Here is a 25,561-nt window from a genome sequence, read left to right on the forward strand (position 1 = left end):
GTGCCTGAGGGGCGCTATCCCGATGGTCCGGAACCATAAGGAAAGGCGCTCCCATGAAACATGAAAACGTGCAGGCGTATTACGGCGAGGTGCTGCAGGGCAGCGAGGATCTCCAGACCAACGCCTGCTGCACGCCGGACGACATGCCGGATCATGTGAAGGCGGTGCTTTCAAAGATTCACGATGAGGTGCTGACCCGCTACTACGGCTGCGGCCTGATCGCGCCGGAGGCGCTGGAGGGCGCGCGCATCCTTGATCTCGGCTGCGGTGCGGGCCGTGACGTCTATGCGCTATCGGCACTGGTGGGCGAACACGGCAGGGTCGTCGGCGTCGACATGACGCCTGCCCAGCTGGAGGTGGCGCGCCGCCATCAGGACTACCATGCTGAGGCATTTGGCTATGCCAAGTCCAACGTCGAGTTTCACCACGGGTTTATCGAGACGCTGGAGGAACTGGACCTGGAGCCCGGCTCCTTTGACATCATCGTCTCCAACTGCGTGATCAACCTGGCCACCGACAAGGGCGCGGTGCTGCGCGGGGCGCATCATCTGCTGAAAGAGGGCGGGGAGATGTATTTCTCCGACGTTTACGCCGACCGGCGGGTGCCGGAAGAGATGGCGCAGGATGAGGTGCTTTATGGCGAATGCCTGTCCGGGGCGCTCTATTGGAACGACTTCCTGACAATCGCGAAAGAGTCGGGCTTCAAGGACCCGCGGATGGTGACCTCACGCCTCCTGACCATTGAGAACCCGGTGCTGGAGAAGCGGGTGCAGCCGCTGAAGTTCCTGTCGGCCACTTACCGGCTGTTCAAGCTGTCCGCCTTGGAGCCGGCATGCGAGGATTACGGGCAAGCGGTGATCTACAAGGGCACCATTGATCATGCGCCGCACCGGTTCATGCTGGACGGCCACCATGTGATTGAAGCGGGCAAGGTGTTCCCGGTCTGCGGCAACACCTGGATGATGCTGCAGGACAGCCGCTTTGCCCCGCATTTCGAGTTCATCGGCGATTTTGAGACCCACTACGGGATCTTTGCCGGCTGCGGCGGCAGTTCGCCCTTCAACGGGCTGGAGCAGGACGGTGCGGCGTCGGGGTGCTGTTAACACGGTCAATTTGCCACTGAATCCAACCGCCCGGCGGTGCCGCCGGGCAGCGTCCGTCCGCCCCCACGGGCGGACGCTTCGCTTACCCGCCCTCGGACGGACGTTGCCCTCAGCGCGATTTCATGGCCGACCGCTGCTTTTCTGACCGCTTGCGGCCCTGCCGCTGGGTTGCTATCCCGTCGAGACCCCAAGCGTTTTTATCGGAAACAGCCCGAGGCCTCATGAACACTGCCCCCGCCGGCATCAGCCGAACGATCGCCCCGCCGCGGCTGGAAATCCGCAACCTCCGGCGCTTCTTCGAAGGGCGCGCGGTGGTCGACGATGTCTCGCTGCAGATCCAGGCGGGGCAGGTGACCTGCCTGCTGGGTCCCTCGGGCTGCGGCAAATCCACCACCCTGCGGATGATCGCGGGCGTGGAGATGCAGGACAGCGGCGAGATCTATGTCGATGGCAAGCTGATCTGCGACACCGTGTTCAGGGTGCCCCCCGAACGGCGCGAGATCGGGCTGATGTTCCAGGACTTCGCCCTGTTCCCGCACCTGAGCGTCGCCGACAACGTGGGCTTTGGCCTGAAGGGCAGCAAGGACGAGAAACGCGCACGGGTCGAGGAGCTTTTGAACCGGGTCTCGCTCAAGCGCTTCATCGACGGCTACCCGCACCAGCTGTCGGGCGGCGAGCAGCAGCGGGTGGCGCTGGCCCGGGCGATTGCGCCGCGCCCGCGCATCATGCTGATGGATGAGCCGTTCTCCGGCCTCGACAACCGGCTGCGCGACGGCATCCGCGATGAGACGCTGAGCCTCTTGAAAGAAGAAGACACCGCCGTTCTGCTGGTCACCCATGAGCCGGAAGAGGCGATGCGGATGGCCGATGAGATCGCGCTGATGCGCGGCGGCCGGATCGTGCAGCAGGGCGCGCCCTACAACGTCTATACCCACCCGGCGGACAAGGCCGCGGTCTCCTTCTTCAGTGACGTGAACGTGCTGAAGGCGGAGGTGAACGGCGCGCTGGCCAAGACGGCCTTTGGCGAGTTCCTGGCGCCCGGCGTGGCGGATGGCACCGCGGTGGAAATCGTGTTCCGCCCGCAGCATCTGCGCATCGACTTCGACCGCGGCGGCCAGGGGCCGCTGCCGACCCCCAGCGACGGGGTGCCGGCCCGCGCAACTGTTGAGCGGGCGCGTTTCCTGGGCAGCGAGAGCCTGGTGGAGTTCCGGATGGATTTCGACGGCTCGGTGCTCAAGGCGACGGTGCCCAACGTGTTCCTGCCGGAAGCGGGCCGCGTGATGTGGCTGACAGTGCGCCGCAACCGCTGTTTTGTCTTTCCTGCCTGAGCGTTAGCGGGCATTCTGCAACTGAGGAATCCGGAGGTGCAGATGCAGGGCAGCTATCAGATCCGGGCGTTGACGCTCGCGGAAATCCAGACCGCTGTGGACTGGGCCGCGCGTGAGGGCTGGAACCCGGGCCACCGGGATACGGCCTGCTTTGCGAGCGTTGATCCGAAAGGCTTCTGGGGCGGGTTCCTGGACGGGAAGATGATCGCCTGCATCTCGGTGGTGAACTACGGCGCGGCGTTTGCCTTCCTCGGCTTTTACATCGTGGCGCCGGAATTTCGCGGGCAGGGCTTCGGCTATGCGCTTTGGCAGCGGGCGCTGGAACACGCCGGGAGCCGGGTTGTCGGCCTCGACGGGGTGGTGGACCAGCAGGACAACTACCGCCGCTCGGGATTTGAACTGGCGTACCGCAACATCCGCTTTGGCGGGGTGCCGTCGGCCGGGCTGGAGGTTTCCACCGAGTTCAATCTGCAACAGGTGACTGCCCCAACGGCGGAGCTGGAAGCGATGGATGCCCGCGTCTTTCCGGCGCCGCGCCGGGGGTTCTGGCAGCAGTGGCTGGGGGCAGAGGGCCATCATTCCTTTGCCGCTTACAAGGATGACAAGCTGATTGGCTTCGGCACTCTGCGGCCCTGCGGCAGCGGCTGCAAGATCGGGCCGCTGGTTGCGGTCTCCCGCGTGGCTGCCGAGGCGGTTCTGGCGCGGCTGCTGCAGGACCTGCCTGCGGGACAGGAGGTGTTTGTGGATGTGCCGGAGCCCCATGCTGCGGCGGTTGACGTGGCGCGCTCGCTGGGGCTGGCGCCGGTGTTTGAAACCGCCCGGATGTACCGCGGGCCTGCTCCGCAGTTGGAGACGGACCTGATTTACGGGGTGACCTCGTTTGAACTGGGGTAGGGGGCGCTGACCCCGGCCCGCCGGGCCTCCCCCGGGATACTTTCAGCCAGATGAATGAAGGATCTCAGGAGCTGTAGGGATCATAGTCCTGCAGCCGCTTGCCGGGTTCGTCCACGAACAGCTCGGGCAGGGCGGAGGTGTCCTCGATGAGGTCGACGCGGAACACCCGGAAGTCTCCGCGCGTCTCGCACCAGGCGGTCAGGGTCCAGACCCGGCCCCAGTATTCCATGTGCAGCGGGCGGATCTTCCGCTCTGTCAGGGTGCCGTCGATGCGGCGGTAGGTCAGCTGCAGTTTCTGCCGCGCCTTGATGGCGGCGCGCAGCGTGGGCATATGGGCCAGGGCGCGGGCGGCGTCGGAGAAGGGGTAGACCGCGAATTTCCAGGCGTCGGCCTCGGCGATGGTCTGCTCCGGCAGCACCGCGTCGACCTTGGCGGCCAGCGACAGGGCGGCGGCCTTCAGGTCCGGGTCGGCGGCCTCAGCAACAATGGCCATGCCGAGGTTCAGCGCCTCCAGCTCCTCTGGCGTCAATGTCAGCGGCGGCAGGCTGATCTGCTCGCGCACCATGTAGCCGACGCCGCGCTCCCCCTCCACCGGCACGCCGGAGGCCACCAGCGTGTCCATGTCGCGGTAGATGGTGCGGGTGGAAACCTCCAGCCGTTCGGCGATGTCCTGCGCGCGGTGCAGTTTCCCGTCGCGCAGGATCTGGATGATTTCAAAAAGGCGGTCGGTGCGGCGCATGGGGCTAGCCTTTGCGCGGTGGCGTCAGGAGGTCAAGGGCTGCGCCCGGCCCGCAGGCGCAGCCTGTTGTGCTTAGGGCGCCATCTGCCACAGCACCTCTTCATGGCGCATGCTGGCGCTGTCCGGGGCAATGGCCGCCATCACCTCCGGCGTGAAGTCCTGCTGCATGAATTCCTGCGCCACTTTCTGCGCCGTCGCCATGTCCTTCCAGACCACATAGTCGGTCCAGCTGCCATCCTCGCCCTGGCTCAGCTGGCGGGTGACAAAACCGTCCTGCGCGCGCACGAAGCCCTCGGTGCGCTGCATCAGCGCGGTGAAATCGGCGGGACTCACGCCATCGGCCAGTTTGAAGGTCACGATTTCGGCGACATGTTTGCTCATCACGTTTCTCCTTTGTTCATGTGATGGGCTGGATTTACCGCCCTCCAACTGACATAAACCTGTCAGTTGGATGCGGGCGGCTGGCAAAAACTTCCGATTCCTGCACTTGCAGGCGCTTTCTGCGTGCGGAGTTGCTTTCGCTCAAAGCCGCGCCCGCGCTAAACCCGTAGCGAACAATTCTACCGGCGCCGCCAATCCGCGCCGGATCAAGTAAGGAGAGACTCACATGCTCAACAACATCGGCCTGCCTGGCCTGCTGCTCATCGCTGTCGTGGTGCTGGTCCTGTTCGGCCGCGGCAAGATTTCCTCGCTGATGGGTGAGGTCGGCAAGGGCATCACCTCGTTCAAGAAGGGCATCAACGAAGGCAGCAAGGAACTGGAGCAGGACGCCGCGGACGTGGCCAAAGACGTGACCCCCGAGTCCGAAAAAGACAAGGCCTAAGCGCGGATGTTCGATCTTGGGTGGACCGAACTGCTGGTCATCGGCGTTGTCGCGCTGATCGTCGTCGGCCCCAAGGACCTGCCGGTGCTGTTCCGCAACGTGGGGCGGTTTGTCGGCAAGGCCAAGGGGATGGCGCGCGAGTTCAGCCGGGCGATGCATGACGCGGCGGATGAGGCCGGGGTCAATGAGGTCGCCAAGGGGCTGAAGGCTGCGTCGAACCCGATGAGCACCGCCATGGACGGGGTCAAGCAGGCGGCGCAGGAGATGGCGACGTCGATCGACCCGACCAAATACGACCCCAACAGCGAGACCGGCAAGCTGGCGGCGGAACGCGCCGAGGATGCCAAGAAGATCCAGGCATCAACCGCCCGCGCCGCGGCGGAGCGCAAGGCGCGCGAGGCCGAGGAAGCGCTGGCCAAGGCGGAAGCCGCCGAGGCGGCGCTGAAGCCTGCGGCAGCGAAGGAAGAAGAGGCCAAGTCATGAGCAAGACGGATGAGATCGACGACTCAACCGCGCCGCTGATCGAGCATCTGGCCGAACTGCGCAACCGGCTGATCCACTCGGTCGCCGCCTTTATCGTCGGCATGGTGATCTGTTTCACCGTGGCAACGCCGGTGTTCAACTTCCTGACCGCACCGCTGTGCAAGGTGCTGGCCGAGGGCGGCCAGGACTGCGCGCTGATCTTCATCAGCCCGCAGGAAGGCTTCTTTGTCGCAATCAAAATCTCCTTCCTGGGCGGCTTCATCCTGGCGTTCCCCTATATTGGGTTCCAGATGTGGCGGTTCGTGGCGCCGGGGCTGTATAAGTCCGAGAAGGGGGCGTTCCTGCCCTTCCTGATCGCCTCGCCCTTCATGTTCCTCTTGGGCGCCAGCTTTGCCTTCTATGTGGTCACGCCGCTGGCCTATGACTTCTTCCTGGGGTTCCAGCAGTTCGGTTCCGGCGGCGAGGCGGTGGTTGGCGAGCAGGTCAATCAGGGCCTCAGCGTGGTGTTCCAGGGCTCCGCCCAGGAGTATCTGAACCTGACGATCAAGTTCATCGTGGCCTTTGGCCTGTGTTTCCAGCTGCCGGTTCTGCTGACGCTGATGGGCAAGGCCGGTCTGGTAAGCGCCGAGGGACTTGGCTCTGTCCGCAAATACGCGGTGGTGGCGATCCTGGTGCTGGCGGCGCTGGTGACGCCGCCGGATGTGATCACCCAGATCATCCTGTTTGTGGTGGTTTACGGGCTCTATGAGATCTCGATTTTCCTGGTCCGCCGGGTAGAGGCCAAGCGCGAGGCGAAGCTGCGCGCGGAGGGCTACTATGACGACGAGGAAATGGAGGCGCATCCGGATGAACCGGTGCCTGCCGAAGCCGAGGACGGCAAGGGCTGACGGGCCGGAGAGAGTTTGAAATGGAAAAGCGCGCCTGAGAGGGCGCGCTTTTTTTATAGGAAGTGCTGGTCTGCATTGAGCCCAAAATCACATATGCGGCGCATTGTTCGAAGGGCCGCTTTATGGGATAAGTCTCGACAGTCATCGGCTGCTGATACACTGGCTGAGCCTTCGGATTTTGCAGAAAGGCACGTTCTAGACCATTGGCACGAAGTGTTAGCAACCCGCCCAAAGTGAGCAAACCGAGACTTGGTGAGTTACCAACTCTTTGGTCAAAAATTGTCGGCATCAAATGCCCGGAATGTGGTCGCCCGCAGTCTCCAAGAAAGATGGGTTCAACCAACCCTTATCGCGGACACAATCGAACTGATTTTCATAAGTGCGGTGGGTGCGGCTCACTGCTCTATTTGACTGGCGAGCGGCGTCTCAGGAGGTTTTTCTTGCTGGATTCGCCGACATTTCTTGTAGTCGGCAACTTTGGATTTGCTCTTCTTAGAAATGTCGACGGATTGAACATATACCGTGAAGCTAGGGAAGCCTACGAACCAAACTTTGTAGGTTTTCTTCTGATCTGCGCTGCCATCTACATTAGTGTGAGTTTGCTGAGGCGATTTGAAATCGTCCGCATTGCGGCCTCACCAGATGTTGAGAACAAAGAAACGGATTCCAACTCCTGAACTATGCCGTACTGCAGGTCAACGAACCGCTGCAAACTGCTATCCCTCGTTCTGGTGTCGGAACGCATAACTGACATTCGCACAACCGCAGCGAATTCACACTTCGTCCCGCTCAATTGCCCTTCGCGGTTTCAGGCTATTCAGTCGATCTCCGTATAAGTGTAAGGCCAAGCCGCAGGAAGGACGTCCACATTCCCAACACTCTTTCGTGAAACCCCGCCCTCTGGCGTATCCATGCCCCGCCCCATGAGGCATCCTGCGGCCAGTCCTGGAATAAGGGAGGTTTCCATGAACAAGTTTCTTGCTGTCCTGACCTGCTCTGCGGCCTGCGCGCTGGCCTCTGCGTCCTACGCCGAAGATCCGCCGATGGGGTTCTTTGTTACATCCGTTGGCCTTGGCGACGGCGGCAATCTGGGCGGGCTGGAGGGGGCGGATGCCCATTGTGCCAGCCTGGCTGAGGCGGCGGGCTCCACTGGCCGGACCTGGCGCGCCTATCTCAGCACGCAGGAAGAGGGCAAACGCGGCATCTCCGCCCGCTCCCGTATCGGCACCGGCCCCTGGTACAACGCCAATGGCGAGCTGATCGCTGTGGATCTGGACCAGCTGCACATCATGCCCAATATCTATGCCCGCACCGCGGTGGATGAGAACGGCAACCGCATCAAGGGCCGCGGCGATGATCCGAATGAGCATGACATCCTGACCGGCACCCAGGAAGACGGCACCGCCTATTTCCCCTGGCAGGAGGGAGACAAGACCTGTTCGAACTGGACCTCTAACGGTGAAGGCTCAGCCACGGTCGGCCACCACGACCGCCACGGCGGCGGCAATACGTCGTGGAACGCGGCGCATAATTCGCGCGGCTGCAGCGCTGACGACCTGCGCGGGACCGGCGGCAACGGTTATTTCTACTGCTTCGCGGCGGATTGAGGCGGCAAGGCCGCGCTGACTTGAGAGCGCTGGAACCGCAAAGGCGCGCCGGATCCGGCGCGCCTTTCTATGCGGCGGCACCGCGCAGGAAAAAGACCTCTACCGGCGCGGAAACTCCGCGCACATTGTGGCGGCCGCAGCTGGCAAACAAATCGGGCGCAGCCGCGGCGACAGAGGCAGATGCCAGAACGGAATGCCCGGCGGATTTTGTTAGACCTTCGATCCGGCTCGCCAGGTTCACAGCAGCGCCGAGCACGGTGAAATCCAGCCTGCCGGGGCTGCCGATATTACCATAGCTGACGCGGCCCGCGTTTAAGCCGATACCGATTTCCAGCGGCGGTTTGCCTGCTTCCGTGCGGGAGGTGTTCACCGTGGCAAGCCCGGCGAGCGCCGTTTGCGCGGCCTGTGCGGCTTGACGGCACTGTTCCGCGTGGCTGCTTCCGTCAGCGGCGGGGAAGATCGACAGAATGCCGTCGCCCATGAACTTCAGCACGTCACCGCCTGCGTCCTCAACCGCCTGCACCACCACGTCGAAATAGGTGTTCAGGGCGTCGAACACGTCCTCTTCGCTGGCACTGTCCGAGAGGGCCGTGAAGCCGCGCAGATCGGTGAACATGACAACAGCGTCCAGCGCCGTGCGCTCGCCGCGCTTGATGGAACCATTCCAGACCGCGTCCGACGGCCCATCGCCGAGATAGGTCCGCAGCAGGCTGCGCGAGGACTTGCGCATGGTGACGGGTTCCAGGGCTGAGGAGAGGCCGGGCAGGGAGGCCTCGATCATTGCCAGGTTCTCCGCCGTGAAGCCGCTGTCAGCCTGAGTGACAAAGGTGCAGCCGTGCATAGACCCGTCGCCGTAATACAAGAGCGTGGCATAGTAGTCGGTGCCGCCAGCCTCCGCGAACTCATGATAGGAAATGTGGTCGGCCTCAGGGTCTAGGCCGCGCAGGCTTTTGTGCAGCGGGCGGCGATGAGCCAGAATGTACTCAAAGGAGCTGCCGACATAGCTGTCCGTCAGCATCACATCATGGGTGACGTCGTAGCTCTCCGTGCTGTCTGGCGTCCAGACAACGCCCCAGGCAATCAGCAGCGGGTTAGCGAAGCGCTGGCCGATGTTGACCCGCCACAGCGGCACCCCGGCCTCGATCAGCGTTGTGCAGAAGTGCGAGACAACCTTGACCGGATCGCCGCAACAGCGGCCTTCGGTCATCATCCAGCGGGAGAGAGCGTCCATGGCGTCCATAGGGACAGGGTATACTTAAGGCTCGCAGCAGAACAGGTGCTGGCTTCCCCTTGCCGCTTGCCCCTGAACATGCTTTGAAATCCGGCAAAGACGGCCCGATGACGAAGGGAGGCACCACATGGACCAGATCGCATTGACCCGCATTGCCGAGGCGCTGGAGCGGATGTCGCCCGCGCCGTTGGAAACCCCTGATTTCAACGCGGCCGCCGCCTTTGTCTGGCATGTGGAGCCGGAGCGGCTGGAGCCGGTGGAGACGGTGAACCGGGTTGATCTGAACCTGCTGATCGGCATCAACCGCTCCCGCGATACGCTCTTGGAGAACACACGCCGGTTTGCGCAAGGCTTTGCCGCCAACAACGCGTTGCTGTGGGGCGCGCGGGGGATGGGCAAGTCGAGCCTGGTGAAAGCCGTGCACGGGGCGCTGGCGGCGGACCACCCGCAGCTGAAACTGGTGGAGCTGCAGCGCGAGGATCTGCCTTCGGTCGCGCGGCTGCTGGGGCACCTGCGCGGCTCGGAGCACCGGTTCATCCTGTTCTGCGATGACTTGTCGTTCAGCCATGATGACCAGCACTACAAGAGCCTCAAGGCGGTGCTGGACGGCGGCATCGAGGGGCGGCCGGAAAACGTGGTGTTCTATGCCACCTCCAACCGCCGCCACCTGATGCCGCGGGACATGATCGAAAACGAGCGCTCCAGCGCCATCAACCCGTCGGAAGCGGTGGAGGAGAAGGTCTCGCTGTCGGACCGGTTCGGGTTGTGGCTGGGTTTCCACCCCTGCGATCAGGACGAATACCTGGCGATGATCGAAGGCTACTGCGCCGCCTATGGCGTCACCGTGGATGCAGAGGAGTTGCGTGCCGAGGCGGTTGAATGGCAGGCAACCCGCGGCGCGCGCTCGGGCCGGGTGGCCTGGCAGTTCTTCACCGATCTGGCCGGGCGGCACGGGGTGGCGCTGCATTGAGGCAGCGCAAGCCTGAAATCGGAAAAGCCCGGCAAAACAGCCGGGCTTTTGTTTGTTAACAATGTGTTGATGGCGTTAGTTCAGGTAGCTCAGCGGGTCGATGCTTTCGAACCCGTCACGCACTTCGAAATGCACATAGGCATCATCGCCGCCGCGCAGCGAGGCGATGCGCTGGCCGCGGACCACACTGTCACCTTTCTTGACGGTGATGTTGCCGACGTTCTGATAGACCGTCAGCAGCTTCTGGCTGTGGCGGATAACCACGATCGGCACATTGTTGGAATCCTTGGTGATCGCCGCCACCGTGCCGGCCTCGGCCGCGTTGACTGGCGCACCAGCGGCGGCCGCAATGTCGATGCCGTCATTGCGGCCCTTGGAATAGGTCTTGATGATCTTGCCCTGCACCGGATAGGCCATCGCCGCGCTGCTGCTGCGGGTCGGTTCAGGCAGTTCCGGCTTGGGCAGGGTTTCCGCGGCGGGCTTCACTGCGGCGGGCTCGACCTTTTCCTCCGGCAGCGGCTTGCTGGCGCTGGGCGGTACCGGAGTCTCCGATCCGGCGCCCGGCTCAGTCACCACCACGGGGGCTGCTGCAGCGGCAGGCGTCACCTCGGCGGCGGGCTGCTCTTTCAGGGGGATCAGCAGGTACTGGCCCTCACGCACTGCAAAATCGCTGCCGAGGCCGTTCCACTCCGCCAGCGACTTCACCGGCACCTGATAGAGCCGCGAAATGGTATAAGCGGTTTCGCCGCGCTTCACCTTGTGGCGCACCGGTTCCGGGCCGGCCTGCACCGCGGCGGGCTGCGGTTTGGGGGCGGGCTGGATTTCGGTGGTGGTCACCGAGCCTGCATTGGGGGAGGTCAGCGGCGCGGTGTCGATGGCCTGGCCTGCAAGGCTGGCGATATCGACCGAACCCGGCGTGGCATTTCCCGGCACGCTGCCCGGCGCGCGGCGCGGCAGCGCCAGAACCTCGCCCTGGCGCATCTTGTCGCCAGTCTCCATGCCGTTAAAGCGTGCAACCTCGTCGGCAGGCAGGCCGATGCGGGCAGCCACATCCCCCACAGTGTCGCCGCGCTGGGCGACGGCCACCTGGTAAGACGGGTAGGAGATCAGCCCGCGGGAGTCGGGCGCGGGGCGGTTCGCCGTGGCTGATTGCGCGGCACCTGCGGTGTTGAAAGCACCGATCTGGCCGCGCAGGTCGTAGTCCAGCGGGCTCTGGCAGGCCGCCAGTACACCGGCCAGCGGCAGCAGGGCCAGCATCCGGGCCCGGGGCAGTACCGTATGGGACAGGCCGCGGAACATGGTCCGGGCGGGGGGGATCCGGGTCATTTCGCTCTCCTCAAAACACGCATCCCCTTTTTCGCGGGGATTCTCTCGCGTCAATCACTATAGCCGATGCCATTTGCGGCTCGGCTGAAATCCGCCGCCAGTTTACGTGTCTTTCCCCAGGCCCTCAAGCAGCGGAACAAAGCGCACCGGGCGCAATTCGTCATACTCCAGCCCGTCCTCGGTCTTGCGCACCCGGATCAGGGTCTGGACGTGGTCAGACTGGCCCACCGGCAGCACCATGATGCCGCCCGTCTTGAGCTGCGCCAGAAGCGGTCCGGGCGGATCTTCGGCAGCCGCCGTCACGATGATGCGGTCAAAGGGCGCCTGTTCGCTGAGCCCGTGGCTGCCGTCGCCCACCAGCGAGGTCACATTGGCCAGCTGCAGCTGCTCAAACACCGCCCGCGCTTCGCGCACAAGCCGGGCGTGGCGGTCGATGGTATAGACCCGGCGCGCCAGTTTCGACAGGATTGCGGCCTGGTAGCCGGAACCGGTGCCGACCTCCAGCACGGTGTCGCGGGGGGAGATCTGCAGCGCCTGGGTCATCATGCCCACCACCGAGGGCTGCGAAATGGTCTGGCCGCAGGCAATCGGCAGCGGCACGTCCTCATAGGCGCGTTCCGAGAAGATGCCGCGCACGAAAAGCCCGCGGTCGATCTGTTCGATCGCCTCCAGCACCTTCTGGTCGGTCACCCCGCGCGAGCGCACGGAGTAGACGAACTGCATCTTGGTTTGCGCGTCGGGCCCGCTCATGCGCCGGGGCCCTCGATCGCTTTCAGCGCCTCCATAGCGTCCCGCGCGGTCAGATCGGCGCGCATCGGAGTGACGGAGATGTAGCCGTACAGGTTCACTGCCGCATCAGAGCCGGGTGCGGTCTCCACATGCTGGTTGCCGCCGCGGATCCACAGGTACCGCCGCCCGGTGGGCGACAGCTGCTCCTCGGCGGAGAAATGGGTACCAGGGCGGACCCCCTGCGGTGCGACGCGGGCGCCCTTCACGTCCGCGGCCGGCACCGGCGGGAAGTTGATGTTGTAAAACAGCCGGTAATCCTGATTGTCCTGCGGCTGGGCCGCCAGAATCTTTTTCACCAATGCAGCGCCATGCACGGCAGAGGCCTCAAACGGATTGTCCGTCTCGCGGTTGGCGGGGCCGTAATACTGCGACAGCGCCATCGCCGGGATACCCTGCAGCGCCGCTTCCATCGCGCCGCCCAAAGTGCCGGAATACAGCGCGTTTTCAGCGGAGTTGTTGCCGCGGTTCACGCCTGACAGCACCAGATCCGGCCTTGCCCCCTGCATCGCCACATGAATGCCCGCCAGCACGCAGTCGGCGGGCGAGCCTTCGGCGGCAAAGCGGCGCGCGCCCAGCTGGCTCAGCATGGTGGGGCGGGTATAGCTGATGCAATGGCCGACGCCGGACTGTTCAAACGCGGGCGCCACGGTCCAGACCTCGCCTTCGGGGCCTGCGACCTCATGGGCAATGGCGTCCAGAACCTTGAGCCCCTCGGCGCTGATGCCGTCGTCGTTGGTGATCAGAATGCGCATGAAAAGCCTGCCTGCCGTCTTCAACCGGGTTTTCGATTGAATAGGACCTGCATCCGAACGGAGCAAGGTTTTCGCAGGGAGAAGCCGGATCCGCGGCAAAGCGGGGCAGGGAGGCAACAGGCGGGATGGCCGGGCGGGGCTCGGCGGGCTCCTGCGCCCTTGGGCTGCATCAAAGATGCCGTGCAAAGCCTTGGGCCAAGCGCCGCGCGGGTGCGCGGCGCGGGCCGGTCTCGGAGGTCAGTCCGCCAGGATTTGCGGCAGCAGGCGTGCGGCTTCGTCCTGAATCGTGCTCAGCGCGTCGCGGTCTTCGCCCGGGTGGAAACGGGCGCGCAGGGCTGTGGCCATCGGCTGCGGCTCCAGGATCTTGACCTTGGGGCCGGTGCGCTCCGTCTCGGCCTGCCAGCTGCGGGCCAGCGCCATCTGCGCCGCCTTGGTGGCGCCGTAGGTGCCGTAGAACTTCTCGCCCGCCTTAGGGTCGTCAAAGAACACCGCACGGCCCGTCTGGCCCAGGAGCGGCGCCACATAGGGGATCAGTACCGAGGTGGCAGTCGCATTGATCGCCACCGCCTTGGTCCAGTCCTTAGCCGCCACGGAAGGCGCCGGGCACAGGGCGGTGGCATGGATCGCGGTGTGCAGCCACAGGTCCAGCTTGCCCCAGCGGTCATGAATGCCGCGGCAGAGCGTCGCCATCGCCTCCGGCACCGTGATGTCCATCGGCGCCAGGGTGGCAGAGCCGCCGGCCGCCTTGATGCGGTCGTCCAGTTCTTCCAGCGCGCCGGTGGTGCGGGCGACGGCAACAATGTGATGGGTGGGCGCAAGCGCCTCGGCCAGGGCATTGCCCAGGCCGCGCGATGCACCGGTGATGAGAGCGATTTTGTCTGTCATGGCCGCCTTCTTGGGCCGCCCGCGCGGGCAGGTCAAGAGGCGGAAGGCAACGCCAAGGATTTTCGAAAATCCTTGGCAAATTTCTTTGAAGAAATTTGCGCCGCAGCCCGGCGGCTCAGCTGCCCGGCATCACCAGGCGCCTGGTTTCGCCGCGCTGGTTCAGCACCAGGCCGTGGGCGTCGATGGCAATGATCTGGCCCTGCGACAGCTTGGTGCCGCGCTTGACTTCGCGGGTGCGGCCAGAGGGCAGGCGGATCAGCGCGCTCATGCTGTTTTCGGGTCCGTAAACGCCCAGCAGGCTCAGGTTGCTGCGGTTCACCGCATTGGGCTGGGTTGCCAGCCCCGCCACTTTGGCGGAGGTCTGCTCGTTCGCCATTTTGTCTGTCCTTCGTTGATCCGGATGGCATCTGGCGTGCCGGCGCAGGTGTTTCAAGCAGGCAAAACGGTCCTCGGCGGAAAGCTGCAGCCGGCTGAGAGGAGGACCGCCGATGACCCCGCGTCAGGCTGCTTGCAGCGGCCCCTTCGTCATGCCTCAGGCGTCATAAACCAGCGACGGCAGGTCGTGCCCGTAGGCATAGAGCAGCTCCAGCAGCTCCTCCAGCTCTGCGCCGTCCTTCTGCAGCGGGTAGAGCGGGTGGTTCTGTTCGGTGACCTTCAGTTCCGGGTACTGGCCACCGGGGCGCATTTCCAGCATGCAGCCCGCGGGCATCGGCATATCCGGCGGGATCGCATTGGCCAGCCAGGCCGGCCGGTCGCCCAGCTTGTCGGTCTCGCGCATCTCAAAAAGGTCGAGATAGGCGTCAAAGTCATCGCGGCTGATGCTGGCCCAGGTGCCCAGGATGAACTCCTCGCCCCTTGTGCCGGACAGCGGGATTGCCAGCACTGCGCGGACAAAGCGCAGATCGCCAAGGCGGCAGAAATCCTCGGTCAGGATATCGCCGCGGGTGGCGAGGACGGCAGAGTTGTCCTCCACCTCCAGATCCTCGGAACAGATGTCGGGCCGGTCGCAGCTGAGGCTGAGCAGCTGCGCAAACGTCGCGCCGCAGCAGCGGCACTGGCGCGGGGAGGTCAGCATGCGGGCAAGATGCGCGTCCAAGGGGCGGCCTTTCGTCAGGAGCATAGGAAAAGGCGCGGGCCGTCACGGCCAGCGCCTCCCCATGCAAAGTTCGGGGCCCTCATAGACGCATGCGGGCCAAAGTTCAAACCCCTGGTGGGGCAGGGCGCCCGCCTCAGCCGGTGGCCAGCTTGGAGGCGTTCCACGACGCGCCCGGTGCGGGCATGTCCTTGATCTTGGCACTGACCCGGCTGCTGCCTTCCAGCGCGTCCAGATATTCGTCGGTGACGCCGGTGATGTAGTTGCCGTCAAAGCAGGAGCAGTCAAAGCCCTGGATGTCCGGGTTGCCTTCCTGCGCCGCCCAGATCAGGTCCTCAAGCTTCTGGTAGAACAGCGCGTCCGCCCCCAGCTCCTCACGGATTTCCTCGATGCTGAGGCCGTTTGCGATCAGCTCATGCTTGGTTGGCATGTCGATGCCATAGACGTTCGGGTAAACCACCGGCGGCGAGGCGGAGGCGATATAGACCTTCTTGGCGCCGGCCTCGCGGCACATCTGCACGATCTTCTTGATGGTATTGCCGCGCACGATGGAATCGTCGATCAGCAGCACGTTGCGGTCCTTGAACTCCAGTGGGATCGCGTTCAGCTTGCGGCGCACCGATTTCTGCCGCTCCGCCTGGCCCGGCATGATGAAGGTGCGGCCGACGTAGCGGTTCTTCACCAGGCCCTCGCGGTAGCGGATGCCGGTGGAGTTGGCGACTTCCAGCGCCACGGGCCGTGCCGAATCAGGCACCGGAATGATGCTGTCGATTTCCAGCCCCGCTTCCTGGATCTGCTTGGCCAGCGCCTGGCCCATGCGCAGCTGGGTCTTGTAGACCGAGACGCCGTCCATCATCGAGTCCGGACGCGCCAGGTAGACATATTCAAAGATGCAGGGGGTCAGCTTGCCCTCGACCGCCTGGAAGGTGTGGAGGTTGCCATCGAGGTCGATCAGCACCGCCTCGCCGGCTTTCACGTCGCGGACCTTCTCAAAGCCGTTGATGCCGAACGCCACGTCCTCAGACGCGATGCAATAGTCGTCGCCGTCACCCTGCGCGGGGCGCTTGCCCAGCGACAGCGGCCGGATGCCATGCGGATCGCGGAAGGCCAGCATGCCGACACCGGCAATCATGCACAGCACCGAATAGGCACCCTGCACCCGCTCCATGGTCATCTTCACGCCGGCAAAGATGTTGCGGATCGGCTCGGCGTTGCCGTTGACCTTGATCGCATCGGCGACCTTGTCGGCCAGCACGTTCAGGAGGATTTCGGAATCGGAGGTGGTGCGCAGATGGCGGCTGTACTTGCCGGTCACCTTCTCGCGCTGCTCGGCGGTGTTGGTGATATTGCCGTTGTGGACCAGGTAGATGCCATAAGGCGCGTTCACGAAGAACGGCTGCGCCTCGGCGGCGCTGAGAGAGCCCGCAGTGGGGTAGCGCACATGGCCCATGCCGACCCGGCCGGTCAGGGTTTCCGCATCCGACGGCCCGAACACATCCTTGACCAGACCGTTTGCCTTGCGCTCGCGGAAGAACTCGCCGGTGTAGGTCACGATGCCCGAGGCGTCCTGGCCGCGGTGCTGCAGCATCAGAAGCCCGTCATATATCTCTGCAAAGACTTCTGTGTCCCGGCTTGCGATCCCCAAAATCCCGCACATTGGCTGGCTCCAATCCCGATTAGTCCGATGGCTGATGGAAGCGGCTTGGCCGGCAGTCTAGCGCATTTTTCCGCGCCCGCGCCATTCCGGAGACACCAAAGCAGCTTGCCGGCAAAACGTCCGGAGCCTGATGGCCGGTTGCAGCCCTGCTCCCCAGCGCCGCGCGCATCGGGTCAGGTCCACAAGGGCAGGCGGGCAGCGTCTGCAGCAGCGGCAAGGCGGTGTGGCTCCGAATCCGTTTCCTGTTCGCGCCCTCACATAGAGGCTTTCGCGGCTGCTGTCATCACAGGATCACAAATGGCGCGGCGGCTCGCCTTGAAGGCTGTTGCCAATGGGGAGTTGCGGCTGCCGGGTGAGCACAAGGCAATTCATCGCGCCGGATCAAAGGCGGGCGGCAACACGGCGGGAATACTGCTTGAATGGACCGGTTTCCCGAAGGACACTCAAGTCATGATTGCTTATGTCACAGTTGGCGCGGATGACATCGCGCGCGCGAAAGAGTTTTATTCGGCCATCCTGCCAGCCCTTGGCTACGCGCTGGAGGAGGGGCCTGCCGGGCTGAGCTACACGCTGCCAGCAAAGCCGGGCCGGCCCCCGGCCCAACCTGATTACTACGTCAAACCGCCCTTCGATGGGCGTCCGGCCTCAGCCGGCAACGGATCCATGGTCGCCTTTGAAGCCCGCAGTCAGAACCAGGTCCGCAAGCTTCACGCCGCCGCGCTTGCCGCTGGCGGCTCCGACGAGGGCCAGCCGGGCTTTCGCGCCTCCTATGGGCCTCGTTTCTATGTCGGCTATCTTCGCGACCCTCAAGGCAACAAGATCGCTTTGTTCTCCAGCAACCCGGACGAACCGGGACGGGACGGGTAGGGAAAATTCTTTCAAGTAGCATGTGCTGCGTGGACTAGACGGAGCATATGCGGCAGTTCCAGCCCCAATCCGAAACCAAAGAATAGGCCCGCACGATGGCGGGCCCGAGGGGGGGAGGAATATCGTTGGGTGTGATCAGGCCGCGAGGATGCGGTCCAGAAGGTTGTCCAGCGGGCTGGGCAGGCGGGCGTCAATCTCGCCCATGCCGGTCTGCGACAGCGCGCGGCCGTCATCGCTGGCCAGCACCTGGCGGGTCTCGGTCAGCGACAGCTGGTGGAAGGCGGAGTCCTCAGCGGCGTCACCGGCGGGCAGCAGCATGCCGCTTTCGGCCCAGACCAGCTCTTCTTCTGCGAATTCGAAATGGATGCGGCCCAGGCGTTCCGGCGCGGCTGCGGTAATACCCTTGTAGCCGGCCAGGGCGATCAGCTTGGCGACGACAACCGGCAGGCCGAACAGGCGTTCCGCGGTGTCCATCTCCAGCGCCACTTTCTGGTCCGAAGGCAGCATCAGGTCGGTGTCATTGCCCAGGGCGCCAGCCGGGATATGCATCAGGGTGGTCAGGCGCGGCACCGCGTGCTTCACCGCTTTCACTTCCTGGGCGCCGCCGTCAAAGGTGAACACCATGTCGCCAGGCTTGACGTCGCGGGCCTGCTTGAAGCCCTCTTCGGTCTCCACAAGCGTATCAGGCAGGAAGCCGCCGCTGCGGATGCGGGCGCGCTTGGGCGCCGGCTTCACGGACTGCGGCAGGGGATTGGTCAGCAGCAGAACATCAACCGGCAGGTAGTCGGCGAAATCTGTGGTGTGATCCAGCTGCATTTTGGTGTCCCTTCTGAGCGTCTTCGTCCCGGCGTTTTGCCGTTGAAGCCATGTGGCCCCCGAATTGGGACCAAATTGGGGCAGGCTTGCGTCGCATTTCGGGATGGCGCGATTTTTTGGGGACAAAACCCGCTTTTTCAGGGGTATTGTTAACCTTTTAACGGTGGGGGCTGAGGATTTATTAAGGTTTGACGCAATTTTTGAGACGCGCTCAAACGACCCCCGGCGCCCGATTCTCTTTGGTTAACAAAGTGTTAATGTGAATTTGCGGTGTTAACAGCTGAACCCGTCATCCTGTGGATAACTGTGTGAACGCATTGAAATTCAAGCAAAACGGGCGCCCCATGGACGCCCGTGCTTCTGCCTGAAGGTGGTAATCCCTTGGAATTACTGGCCGCAAGTACCGATCAGCGCTTCATATTGCTCGGTCACCCAGCCCAGAGCCTGCTCCGGATTGCGCTCCTCGATCTTGCCGGTCATGCGCGCGAACACCTCGGCAGAGCGGCTTTCGTCAACAATGGTAAAGGACTGCCCGGTCATCACCACGTCATAGAGGAAGAAGGCAATTGCGATCAGAAGAATGCCGCGCAGGACGCCAAAGAAGAAGCCAGCGCCCTGGTCCAACCCGCCAAGCGCCGACCGCTGCACCAGGGTGGAAAACAGCGGCGTGAAGAAGGAGACCACGATCAGCGCCAGTGCGAACACGGCGGCAAAGGCGGCGATGATCGACAATTCGCAGCTGTCGGCGATGAATTCGCCCACCACCGGGATCTCTGCCATCAGCGGCTCGACCTGCGGCGCAAAGATGAAGGCCAGCACACCCGCGGCGATCCAGCCGGCAATCGCCATCGCCTCGCGCACGAAGCCGCGCGAATAGGCCAGCAGCGCCGATACCACGATGACCAGGGCCACGACCCCGTCGATAATTGTGAAACCTTCCATGTCCCTCGCCCGTTTGCCTGCGATCTCAAATTTTTTGCATCTTTAACCGGCCCCGAAGAATTCGCCAACAAAACCTGCCAGATCGCCCGACTTTCGCAAGGAAAGGCCGTTCACGGACACGGTTTTGCTGCCGCCGGGGGCAATCGCCGCCGTGAAACCAAGTTTTTGCGCCTCTTTCAACCTGTTTTCGGTCTGCGGCGCCGGGCGAAGGGCGCCGGATAGCGAAATTTCTCCGAAAACCACCGTATCGGCGGGCAGGGCGACGTCTTCCCGCGCACTCAGCAGCGCTGCCGCCACCGCAAGGTCGGCGGCGGGTTCCGAGATCTTCATGCCGCCCGCCACGTTCAGATAGACGTCCAGCCCGGCAAAGGGGATGCCGCAGCGCGCCTCCAGTACCGCCAGGATCATCGCCAGCCGCGATGAATCCCAGCCGACCACTGCACGGCGCGGCTGCGAATGCGGCGAGGGCGCAATCAGCGCCTGCATCTCGACCAGAACGGGCCGGGTTCCTTCGATCCCCGCAAAGACCACCGACCCGGGCGAGGGCTCGCCGCGTTCCGAAAGGAACAGGGCAGAGGGGTTGATCACCTCGCTGAGACCGCTGCCGGTCATCTCGAAGACGCCGATTTCATCCGCCGGGCCAAAGCGGTTCTTGACCGCCCGCAGGATGCGGAACTGATGGCCGCGCTCACCCTCGAAATACAGCACCGTGTCGACCATATGCTCGACCACCCGGGGGCCTGCGATCTGGCCCTCCTTGGTGACATGGCCAACCATGATAATGGAAATCCCGTGCCGCTTGGCAAAGGTTGTCAGCTCATGCGCGGCGGCGCGCACCTGGCTGACCGAACCCGGCGCGCTGTCCACATGATCCGCCCACATGGTCTGGATGGAATCGATAATGGCCAGCTGCGGCCTTTCCGCTTCCAGCGTGGTGAGGATGTCGCGCAGGTTGGTTTCCGCCGCCAGCTGCACCGGCGCATCCGCCAGCCCCAGCCGCTGCGCCCGCATCCGCACCTGGGCAGAGGCCTCCTCGCCGCTGACATAGACGGTTTTGACGCCGGCCTGGGCAAACCGCGCCGCGGCCTGCAGCAACAGGGTGGATTTGCCGATGCCCGGATCGCCGCCCACCAGAATGGCCGAGGCCGCAACCAGCCCGCCGCCCAGCACCCGGTCCAGCTCACCGACGCCGCAGCAGGCGCGCGGCGGCGGGGTTTCCCGGGTGGACAGATCGGTCAGCTGGATGGTGCGGCCGCGCTTGACGCCCAGCGACTTCTTGGCGGGGCCGGAGGACAGTCCCTGATCCTCGCTGATGGTGTTCCACTCGCCGCAGCCCTCGCAGCGGCCCGACCATTTCGAAAAACTGGCCCCGCAGGCGGAGCAGGAGAAAGATGTTTTTGCCATGCTCTGACCAGTGGCAGATGTTTCCCTTTTGTTCAAGAGGTGACGCGCGTGGCTCTGGCAGGATGCGAGGCGCAGCCTCGCGCTCCGGGGTATTTGCAACCAGAAAGAAGCGGTTTCTTTCTGGCCCAGTATACACCGCGGGCAGCGCCCTTAGCGGCGCGTCAATCGGCACGCCGCGGCGGCTGGATCGGCACCACGCTGCCGCCTTCGGGATCCGATCCGTCGGGCTGCCCCTGCAATTGCGCCGACAGTTCCGGCAGCAGTTCGAACAGCTCGCCGCGCAGCCGGCCCAGATGCGACTTGGCGATGCTTTCCTCGATCTCCACGTCGCGGGTCCACTGGCGCAGCTCATGCATGATGATCTGGGCATCCTCCAGCCGCGCCTTGAAGGTTTCCAGCTCCTCCTGCCGCTGTTTCAGGAACATGCGGGCGCGGGCCACCTTGGCATCGGAATAGGTCTCTGCCAGTTCGCGGCTCACCTGGCTCATCTGCGCGGCTGTCTCCAGCACATCCGGCTCCAGCCCCTGCAGATCCGGGTGGTCGCGCAGAAACGCCAGCCGTTCCTTCACCGCGTCAAATTCGGAGGCCAGGGTGAACACCCCGGCACGGTCGCCCGCGTGGGCCAGCTGATAGGCCTGCTTGACGTCCTCCATATTCAGGGCAAAGCGCCGGTGCGAGTGCTCCAGCGCCAGGACCCGCCCGTTGGCGGGCAGAAAGAACACCAGCATCACCGCCAGTGCGGTCAGCGCGATCTGCGCCATCATGCCGGCCTGCGGGTGGATGTCCGCGCCGAGGCCCGCCTGCAGCGACAGCCAGGGCCATATGCCCAGAGCGGCCAGTACCGTGGCCGTCAGCGCCGCCGCGGCCCCCAGGCAGATCATCAGGAACGAAAGCCGCATCAAGGCGGTCTGTGCGGTGAACAGGATGGATTGAATGCCGGCCATTGGCCCCCTCCAGCAGATACACGTGCAGACGCGGGGCCGGCGGGGCAGGGGGAATGCCCGGTCAGGGCGCAGCGTGCCGGTCCCATCGAAATGGTTTCACTTATCCGGCTTTATGAAATGGTGCGGTTTGCCGCCGGATCAAGCGCTTACCCGGCTTGCTGCCCCTTGGCGGCACGCTCTGTCAGCAGCCCCAGCACGATCGAGGCCAGGATACAGGCGGTGAACATGTAAAGCCCCCAGGCGGTCTCGATGGTCGCCAGGCCAATGCCCTTGGCCAGGGTGATGTAAAGCGCGATCAGGAAGATATCGGCCATCGCCAGCTTGCCCAGCACGTGCAGCACCTTCTGCACCCGCGCGTCCATCAGCTGCCACTGCACCAGCGCGGTGCCGATAGTCTTGAGGTAGGGGGCGAAGATCGCAAAGAAGGTGACGATCAGCGCCAGCACCGCGTCGCTGCCCCAAAGGCTTTGCAGGCCGGTGATCACCGAGATCTCGCTGAGGCCGAAAATGGGCAGCAGCCCCGCCCGCATCAGGGGCGCAAACCAGGCGACAGGGTAGAGGATCAGGAGCGACAGGGTGAGAAGGCGGAGAGTCATGGCGGCTCGTTTTGGATGGTCTGCCAAGACGTGGGCTTTTTCCCGTTGGATTGAAAGGGGGAAAACGGAGGCGGCTTACACCGGCTGGGACGCGTGCGGCCCGGCCAGCGCACGTCCGCCCTCATGGGCGGGCGCAGGCCTGATGTGGAAGCGAGCATATGAACAAAAGGGGAGTTGCTCAGGGTGCCTCTTTGTCTTCGTCCTCTGGTTTGGGCAGCTTTTTTACTTCTTCAGGTGCAGGAAGTGCGTCTGGATCGTTGCTGCCTGATCTCGCCAGTTGTGCGACTTCGCGCATTCGGTCAACCAGGGGCTTCACATCGTTTCCAAATTTACCTGCTGCCTCACCGACTTCTGCCACACCTCCGAGAACTACATCCAAAATGCCGAGACCAGATCTTACTTGCGCTTCTATCGCGGTAAGGCGCTTTGCAATTCGGTTCTTGGTCTTATCGTCTAGCTCTGGTGTCGAATTGTTAAGTTCCCGCATTTCGCTGCACAGTGACAACATTCTCGACTTGTCGTCTTGTTCAAGTTCGAAAGTCTGCAGAACATCCTTAGCAACGTTCTCACGTTTGTTCCTGATACGTTGCGCATCACCAACTCCTAAGAGTTTTTGGAGGTGAAAAGACCGTGTTGTTATTGCTCGCGAGGAGGACAGCTTCGACGTGCATTCGTCAAAGATATCGTTGAGATCGTCGTCAAACATGAAGCTGTAAGCTTGCAGAGCAGTCAGTCTCCGGACAGATAATTCCCCCGTCGCTAGCTGTTCTACACTGGCTTCAAATTCATTAAGCAAGTCGTCGTTCAATACTCTGCTCCTAGTAAATCACCGCACCGCCTCGATCGGCCCCTCCGCGCGGCCGTGGATGAATTGCTCCATATAGGGATCGCCGGAGGCATCCATCTGGCTCACCGGCCCGGTCCACTGGATCACCCCGCCGTGCAGCATCGCCACGTTGTCGGCAATGGCGCGGACAGAGGTCATATCGTGGGTGATGGTCATGGCCGTTGCACCCATCTCCACCACGATCTCTCGGATCAGGTCGTTGATGACGCCCGACATGATCGGGTCGAGGCCGGTGGTCGGCTCATCGAAAAAGATGATCTCCGGCTCTGCCGCAATTGCGCGGGCGAGGCCCACGCGTTTCTGCATGCCGCCCGACAGCTCCGATGGGAAGAGGTCGGCCACTGCGGCGCGCAGACCCACCCGGCGCAGCTTCTCGATGGCGATCTCGCGGGCTTCCTCCTGCGGGCGCTTCAGCGCACCGCGCAACAGGCGGAAGGCGACGTTCTGCCAGACCGGCAAGCTGTCAAACAGCGCGCCGCCCTGAAACAGCATGCCGAAGCGCGCCAGGAACTTGTCGCGGTCGCCCGATCCGGCGGGCTTGCCATCGACATAAATCTGGCCCGAGTCCGGCTGGATCAGCCCCAGGATGCTCTTCAGCGCCACCGATTTGCCGGTGCCGGAGCCGCCGATGATCACCATCGAGGTGCCCTTGGCAATCTCCAGGTTCATGCCGTTCAGCACGCGGTTGTCGCCAAAGGCCTTGTGGACGTTTTCCATGCGGATCATAGCGAGAAGAACACCCCTGTGAGGACAAAGTTGGCGGCCAGGATCAGGACGGCAGCGGATTCCACCGACCCCTTGGTGGCGCGGCCCACGCCTTGGGCGCCGCGGCCTGACTGCATGCCGTAATAGCAGCCCATCATCGCCGCGATGGTGCCAAAGGCGGCGCCCTTGACCAGCGAGGAGATGATGTCGAGCGCTTCCAGGAAGTCGACCGTGTTCTTGAGGTAGGCCGCCGGGTTGAAGCCGAGGTTCTGCACCGCCACGGTGTAGCCGCCCATGATGCCGATGATGTCGCCGACACCGACCAGCACCGGCACCGTGATCAGCGCGGCCAGCACACGGGGGGCCACAAGGTATTTCATCGGATGGGTGGAGAGCGTCACCAGCGCGTCAATCTGCTCGGTCACCTTCATAGTGGCGATCTCGGCGGCGATGGAGGAGGTCACCCGTGCTGCGATCATCAGCCCGACCAGTACTGGGCCAAGCTCGCGCACCATGCCGATGGCGACGATCTGCGGCACCACGGCCTCAGCATTGAAACGGGCGCCGCCCGCGTAAATCTGCAGCGCCAGCGCGCCGCCGGTGAAAATCGCGGTCAGGCCCACAACCGGCAGTGACAGCCAGCCGACGTTCAAGAGCGCCTGAAAGAACTCGCGCGGGTAATAGGGCGGGCGGATCATGTGGCTGAAGGCCGAAAGCGCAAACAGTGCCGCGCGGCCAACCGCCGACATCCCGGCCAAAGCGGTGCGGCCCAGCCGGGCCAGGAGTGCTATTGGATTCATCCCAGGTAAGTCCTCGCCGAACGGTGGCCGGAAGAGGTCAGGATCTCATAGCCGATGGTGCCCGCCGCATCGGCCAGCATGTCCACGGTCTGGCGCTCGTTCAGGATCGCCAGCATCTGGGGCACTTCACCCAGATCGGTGACATCCACGGTGATCAGATCCATCGAGACACGGCCGACAACGGGGCAGGGGGTCTCGCCTGCGTAGACCTGGATGCCGCCCTGGCCCATCGCCCGGTGCAAGCCATCGGCATAGCCGGCGGCAACTGTGGCGATGCGGCTGGGGCGCCGGGCGACCCAGGCATTGCCGTAGCCGGCGCTTTCGCCCACTTCCATATCGCGCACCTGAATGACCGGCAGGTCCAGCTGAACCACCGGCACCGCGTCGGTGAACGGCAGCCCGCCATAAAGCCCGACTCCGGGGCGGCAGAGGTCAAAGTGATAGTCCTTGCCGAGCAGCATACCGCCGGTGGCGGCCAGCGAGCGCGGCACCTCCAGCCCGTCGGTCATCTCGCGGAAGGCTTTGAGCTGCTGCGCGTTCATCTCGTGCGAAGGCTCATCGGCGCAGGCCAGATGCGACATCAACAGCACCGGGCTCTGGCCCAGGGCGATCTCTGCCACCGCAGCCCATTCGCCATGCTCCATCCCCAGCCGGTTCATGCCGCTGTCCAGCTGCACGCCAAAGGGATGGCCCGGCAGCGTCTCGAAATGGCGCAGCATCTGATCCAGCGAGTTCAGCATCGGCGTCAGCTGGAAATCTTTGAGCAGCTTCGCATCGCCCTCCATGTGGCCAGAGAACACCGAGATGCCGGGGCCAGGCCCCAGCGCACGGCGCAGCGCGCCGCCTTCCTCGGCTGCCGCCACAAAGAAGTTGCGGGCGCCCGCCTTGGCCAGCGCCTTGCCCACCCGGCCTGCATCCAGGCCGTACCCGTTCGCCTTCACCACGGCTGCGGTCTCGCAGCCCGTCAGCGCATCCAGATTCCGCCAGTTGGTGACCAGCGCATCCAGGTTGATTGTCAGTTTTGCCGTGCTCATGCGGTGTTCATGACATGGGAGGGGCGCACGTCAAGGGGG

At 63.9% G+C, this 25,561-nt stretch carries 29 protein-coding genes; 10 read left to right on the forward strand and 19 right to left on the reverse strand.

The window, feature by feature from the left end:
- Positions 1-53 precede the first annotated feature (53 nt).
- From RA25_RS05020 to RA25_RS05030, 3 genes are all read left to right on the forward strand, one after another.
- Complete coding sequence (locus RA25_RS05020) at positions 54-1,103, forward strand: methyltransferase domain-containing protein (RefSeq protein ID WP_039170586.1); 1,050 nt, start codon at positions 54-56, stop codon at positions 1,101-1,103.
- A 221-nt stretch (positions 1,104-1,324) separates the two neighbouring features.
- Positions 1,325-2,431 (forward strand): ABC transporter ATP-binding protein, encoded by a 1,107-nt coding sequence (locus RA25_RS05025; RefSeq protein ID WP_019295959.1) that lies wholly within the window; start codon positions 1,325-1,327, stop codon positions 2,429-2,431.
- A gap of 42 nt (positions 2,432-2,473) precedes the next feature.
- Complete coding sequence (locus RA25_RS05030) at positions 2,474-3,325, forward strand: GNAT family N-acetyltransferase (protein WP_039170587.1); 852 nt, start codon at positions 2,474-2,476, stop codon at positions 3,323-3,325.
- A 64-nt stretch (positions 3,326-3,389) separates the two neighbouring features.
- On the opposite strand, the gene RA25_RS05035 is transcribed toward RA25_RS05030, so the two are convergent.
- A complete protein-coding gene (locus tag RA25_RS05035; RefSeq protein WP_039145450.1) occupies positions 3,390-4,064 on the reverse strand; it encodes a helix-turn-helix transcriptional regulator in 675 nt (224 codons plus the stop codon).
- A 72-nt stretch (positions 4,065-4,136) separates the two neighbouring features.
- Positions 4,137-4,445 (reverse strand): hypothetical protein, encoded by a 309-nt coding sequence (locus RA25_RS05040; protein WP_039170588.1) that lies wholly within the window; start codon positions 4,443-4,445, stop codon positions 4,137-4,139.
- A gap of 226 nt (positions 4,446-4,671) precedes the next feature.
- On the opposite strand from RA25_RS05040, the gene RA25_RS05045 reads away from it, so the two are divergent.
- From RA25_RS05045 to RA25_RS05060, 5 genes are all read left to right on the forward strand, one after another.
- Complete coding sequence (locus tag RA25_RS05045) at positions 4,672-4,887, forward strand: twin-arginine translocase TatA/TatE family subunit (RefSeq protein WP_019295955.1); 216 nt, start codon at positions 4,672-4,674, stop codon at positions 4,885-4,887.
- A 6-nt stretch (positions 4,888-4,893) separates the two neighbouring features.
- A complete protein-coding gene (tatB, locus tag RA25_RS05050; RefSeq protein WP_039145454.1) occupies positions 4,894-5,370 on the forward strand; it encodes a Sec-independent protein translocase protein TatB in 477 nt (158 codons plus the stop codon).
- Entirely contained in the window at positions 5,367-6,257 is an 891-nt protein-coding gene (gene tatC / locus RA25_RS05055) for a twin-arginine translocase subunit TatC (protein WP_039170589.1), read from the forward strand. Before tatB ends, tatC begins: the two co-directional genes overlap by 4 nt.
- 233 nt (positions 6,258-6,490) lie before the next feature.
- Entirely contained in the window at positions 6,491-6,934 is a 444-nt protein-coding gene (locus RA25_RS22605) for a hypothetical protein (RefSeq protein WP_152612163.1), read from the forward strand.
- Between the two features lie 288 nt (positions 6,935-7,222).
- On the forward strand, positions 7,223-7,864 hold the full coding sequence (locus RA25_RS05060) for a hypothetical protein (RefSeq protein WP_039170590.1): 642 nt from the start codon (positions 7,223-7,225) through the stop codon (positions 7,862-7,864).
- A gap of 67 nt (positions 7,865-7,931) precedes the next feature.
- On the opposite strand, the gene RA25_RS05065 is transcribed toward RA25_RS05060, so the two are convergent.
- A complete protein-coding gene (locus tag RA25_RS05065; protein ID WP_241477363.1) occupies positions 7,932-9,095 on the reverse strand; it encodes an adenylate/guanylate cyclase domain-containing protein in 1,164 nt (387 codons plus the stop codon).
- Positions 9,096-9,222: 127 nt separating this feature from the next.
- Here RA25_RS05065 and RA25_RS05070 point away from each other — a divergent pair, with 127 nt between their 5' ends.
- Entirely contained in the window at positions 9,223-10,065 is an 843-nt protein-coding gene (locus RA25_RS05070) for an ATP-binding protein (protein ID WP_039170592.1), read from the forward strand.
- Between the two features lie 75 nt (positions 10,066-10,140).
- Here RA25_RS05070 and RA25_RS05075 read toward each other — a convergent pair whose 3' ends face one another.
- The 7 genes from RA25_RS05075 to purF form a co-directional block, all read right to left on the reverse strand.
- On the reverse strand, positions 10,141-11,391 hold the full coding sequence (locus tag RA25_RS05075) for a M23 family metallopeptidase (RefSeq protein ID WP_019295949.1): 1,251 nt from the start codon (positions 11,389-11,391) through the stop codon (positions 10,141-10,143).
- Between the two features lie 102 nt (positions 11,392-11,493).
- On the reverse strand, positions 11,494-12,141 hold the full coding sequence (locus RA25_RS05080; RefSeq protein WP_019295948.1) for a protein-L-isoaspartate(D-aspartate) O-methyltransferase: 648 nt from the start codon (positions 12,139-12,141) through the stop codon (positions 11,494-11,496).
- Positions 12,138-12,932: a 5'/3'-nucleotidase SurE gene (surE, locus tag RA25_RS05085; RefSeq protein ID WP_039170593.1), complete on the reverse strand. Its 795-nt coding sequence runs from the start codon at positions 12,930-12,932 to the stop codon at positions 12,138-12,140. The genes RA25_RS05080 and surE overlap by 4 nt, the downstream gene beginning before the upstream one ends.
- Positions 12,933-13,169: 237 nt before the next feature.
- Positions 13,170-13,817 carry an SDR family NAD(P)-dependent oxidoreductase gene (locus RA25_RS05090; RefSeq protein ID WP_039170594.1) on the reverse strand — a complete coding sequence of 216 codons (648 nt, stop codon included), beginning with the start codon at positions 13,815-13,817 and terminating at the stop codon, positions 13,170-13,172.
- A 115-nt stretch (positions 13,818-13,932) separates the two neighbouring features.
- Positions 13,933-14,193 carry a hypothetical protein gene (locus tag RA25_RS05095; protein ID WP_019295945.1) on the reverse strand — a complete coding sequence of 87 codons (261 nt, stop codon included), beginning with the start codon at positions 14,191-14,193 and terminating at the stop codon, positions 13,933-13,935.
- A 156-nt stretch (positions 14,194-14,349) separates the two neighbouring features.
- Positions 14,350-14,937: a DUF2199 domain-containing protein gene (locus tag RA25_RS05100; protein WP_019295944.1), complete on the reverse strand. Its 588-nt coding sequence runs from the start codon at positions 14,935-14,937 to the stop codon at positions 14,350-14,352.
- A gap of 109 nt (positions 14,938-15,046) precedes the next feature.
- Positions 15,047-16,567, reverse strand: a complete 1,521-nt coding sequence (purF, locus tag RA25_RS05105; RefSeq protein ID WP_039170595.1) for an amidophosphoribosyltransferase — start codon at positions 16,565-16,567, stop codon at positions 15,047-15,049.
- A gap of 450 nt (positions 16,568-17,017) precedes the next feature.
- Here purF and RA25_RS05110 point away from each other — a divergent pair, with 450 nt between their 5' ends.
- On the forward strand, positions 17,018-17,434 hold the full coding sequence (locus tag RA25_RS05110) for a VOC family protein (protein WP_039171194.1): 417 nt from the start codon (positions 17,018-17,020) through the stop codon (positions 17,432-17,434).
- A gap of 135 nt (positions 17,435-17,569) precedes the next feature.
- Here RA25_RS05110 and RA25_RS05115 read toward each other — a convergent pair whose 3' ends face one another.
- From RA25_RS05115 to alr, 9 genes are all read right to left on the reverse strand, one after another.
- Positions 17,570-18,250: a Hint domain-containing protein gene (locus RA25_RS05115; protein WP_019295941.1), complete on the reverse strand. Its 681-nt coding sequence runs from the start codon at positions 18,248-18,250 to the stop codon at positions 17,570-17,572.
- 387 nt (positions 18,251-18,637) lie between these two features.
- Positions 18,638-19,192 (reverse strand): CvpA family protein, encoded by a 555-nt coding sequence (locus RA25_RS05120; RefSeq protein ID WP_019295940.1) that lies wholly within the window; start codon positions 19,190-19,192, stop codon positions 18,638-18,640.
- Positions 19,193-19,234: 42 nt separating this feature from the next.
- The gene (gene radA, locus RA25_RS05125; protein ID WP_039170596.1) at positions 19,235-20,596 is read right to left on the reverse strand and encodes a DNA repair protein RadA; all 1,362 of its coding nucleotides are present in this window, start codon (positions 20,594-20,596) and stop codon (positions 19,235-19,237) included.
- A gap of 161 nt (positions 20,597-20,757) precedes the next feature.
- On the reverse strand, positions 20,758-21,540 hold the full coding sequence (locus RA25_RS05130) for a hypothetical protein (protein ID WP_019295938.1): 783 nt from the start codon (positions 21,538-21,540) through the stop codon (positions 20,758-20,760).
- Positions 21,541-21,686: 146 nt separating this feature from the next.
- Positions 21,687-22,136, reverse strand: coding sequence for a paraquat-inducible protein A (locus tag RA25_RS05135; protein ID WP_039170597.1), 450 nt, complete (start codon positions 22,134-22,136; stop codon positions 21,687-21,689).
- Between the two features lie 178 nt (positions 22,137-22,314).
- Positions 22,315-22,944 carry a hypothetical protein gene (locus RA25_RS05140; RefSeq protein ID WP_039170598.1) on the reverse strand — a complete coding sequence of 210 codons (630 nt, stop codon included), beginning with the start codon at positions 22,942-22,944 and terminating at the stop codon, positions 22,315-22,317.
- 18 nt (positions 22,945-22,962) lie between these two features.
- The gene (locus tag RA25_RS05145; protein WP_039170599.1) at positions 22,963-23,709 is read right to left on the reverse strand and encodes an ABC transporter ATP-binding protein; all 747 of its coding nucleotides are present in this window, start codon (positions 23,707-23,709) and stop codon (positions 22,963-22,965) included.
- On the reverse strand, positions 23,706-24,488 hold the full coding sequence (locus tag RA25_RS05150; protein ID WP_019295934.1) for an MlaE family ABC transporter permease: 783 nt from the start codon (positions 24,486-24,488) through the stop codon (positions 23,706-23,708). The genes RA25_RS05145 and RA25_RS05150 overlap by 4 nt, the downstream gene beginning before the upstream one ends.
- Positions 24,485-25,522 carry an alanine racemase gene (gene alr / locus RA25_RS05155; RefSeq protein ID WP_039170600.1) on the reverse strand — a complete coding sequence of 346 codons (1,038 nt, stop codon included), beginning with the start codon at positions 25,520-25,522 and terminating at the stop codon, positions 24,485-24,487. The genes RA25_RS05150 and alr overlap by 4 nt, the downstream gene beginning before the upstream one ends.
- Positions 25,523-25,561 lie beyond the last annotated feature (39 nt).

The sequence above is a fragment of the Leisingera sp. ANG-S5 genome, assembly GCF_000813925.1.
Taxonomy (GTDB): domain Bacteria; phylum Pseudomonadota; class Alphaproteobacteria; order Rhodobacterales; family Rhodobacteraceae; genus Leisingera.

Bases quoted from the DNA above. Each gene is read 5' to 3' on its own strand.
- RA25_RS05115 (WP_019295941.1), bottom strand. From the start codon at position 18,250: ATGCAGCTGGATCACACCACAGATTTCGCCGACTACCTGCCGGTTGAT.
- RA25_RS05135 (WP_039170597.1), bottom strand. From the start codon at position 22,136: ATGACTCTCCGCCTTCTCACCCTGTCGCTCCTGATCCTCTACCCTGTC.
- RA25_RS05070 (WP_039170592.1), top strand. From the start codon at position 9,223: ATGGACCAGATCGCATTGACCCGCATTGCCGAGGCGCTGGAGCGGATG.
- RA25_RS05035 (WP_039145450.1), bottom strand. From the start codon at position 4,064: ATGCGCCGCACCGACCGCCTTTTTGAAATCATCCAGATCCTGCGCGAC.
- RA25_RS05150 (WP_019295934.1), bottom strand. From the start codon at position 24,488: ATGAATCCAATAGCACTCCTGGCCCGGCTGGGCCGCACCGCTTTGGCC.
- tatB (WP_039145454.1), top strand. From the start codon at position 4,894: ATGTTCGATCTTGGGTGGACCGAACTGCTGGTCATCGGCGTTGTCGCG.
- RA25_RS05045 (WP_019295955.1), top strand. From the start codon at position 4,672: ATGCTCAACAACATCGGCCTGCCTGGCCTGCTGCTCATCGCTGTCGTG.
- RA25_RS05130 (WP_019295938.1), bottom strand. From the start codon at position 21,540: ATGGCCGGCATTCAATCCATCCTGTTCACCGCACAGACCGCCTTGATG.
- RA25_RS05075 (WP_019295949.1), bottom strand. From the start codon at position 11,391: ATGACCCGGATCCCCCCCGCCCGGACCATGTTCCGCGGCCTGTCCCAT.
- tatC (WP_039170589.1), top strand. From the start codon at position 5,367: ATGAGCAAGACGGATGAGATCGACGACTCAACCGCGCCGCTGATCGAG.
- RA25_RS05020 (WP_039170586.1), top strand. From the start codon at position 54: ATGAAACATGAAAACGTGCAGGCGTATTACGGCGAGGTGCTGCAGGGC.
- radA (WP_039170596.1), bottom strand. From the start codon at position 20,596: ATGGCAAAAACATCTTTCTCCTGCTCCGCCTGCGGGGCCAGTTTTTCG.
- RA25_RS05040 (WP_039170588.1), bottom strand. From the start codon at position 4,445: ATGAGCAAACATGTCGCCGAAATCGTGACCTTCAAACTGGCCGATGGC.
- RA25_RS05095 (WP_019295945.1), bottom strand. From the start codon at position 14,193: ATGGCGAACGAGCAGACCTCCGCCAAAGTGGCGGGGCTGGCAACCCAG.
- RA25_RS05110 (WP_039171194.1), top strand. From the start codon at position 17,018: ATGATTGCTTATGTCACAGTTGGCGCGGATGACATCGCGCGCGCGAAA.
- RA25_RS05090 (WP_039170594.1), bottom strand. From the start codon at position 13,817: ATGACAGACAAAATCGCTCTCATCACCGGTGCATCGCGCGGCCTGGGC.
- surE (WP_039170593.1), bottom strand. From the start codon at position 12,932: ATGCGCATTCTGATCACCAACGACGACGGCATCAGCGCCGAGGGGCTC.
- RA25_RS05060 (WP_039170590.1), top strand. From the start codon at position 7,223: ATGAACAAGTTTCTTGCTGTCCTGACCTGCTCTGCGGCCTGCGCGCTG.
- RA25_RS05025 (WP_019295959.1), top strand. From the start codon at position 1,325: ATGAACACTGCCCCCGCCGGCATCAGCCGAACGATCGCCCCGCCGCGG.
- RA25_RS05145 (WP_039170599.1), bottom strand. From the start codon at position 23,709: ATGATCCGCATGGAAAACGTCCACAAGGCCTTTGGCGACAACCGCGTG.
- RA25_RS05100 (WP_019295944.1), bottom strand. From the start codon at position 14,937: ATGCTCCTGACGAAAGGCCGCCCCTTGGACGCGCATCTTGCCCGCATG.
- purF (WP_039170595.1), bottom strand. From the start codon at position 16,567: ATGTGCGGGATTTTGGGGATCGCAAGCCGGGACACAGAAGTCTTTGCA.
- alr (WP_039170600.1), bottom strand. From the start codon at position 25,522: ATGAGCACGGCAAAACTGACAATCAACCTGGATGCGCTGGTCACCAAC.
- RA25_RS05030 (WP_039170587.1), top strand. From the start codon at position 2,474: ATGCAGGGCAGCTATCAGATCCGGGCGTTGACGCTCGCGGAAATCCAG.
- RA25_RS05120 (WP_019295940.1), bottom strand. From the start codon at position 19,192: ATGGAAGGTTTCACAATTATCGACGGGGTCGTGGCCCTGGTCATCGTG.
- RA25_RS05080 (WP_019295948.1), bottom strand. From the start codon at position 12,141: ATGAGCGGGCCCGACGCGCAAACCAAGATGCAGTTCGTCTACTCCGTG.
- RA25_RS05065 (WP_241477363.1), bottom strand. From the start codon at position 9,095: ATGGACGCTCTCTCCCGCTGGATGATGACCGAAGGCCGCTGTTGCGGC.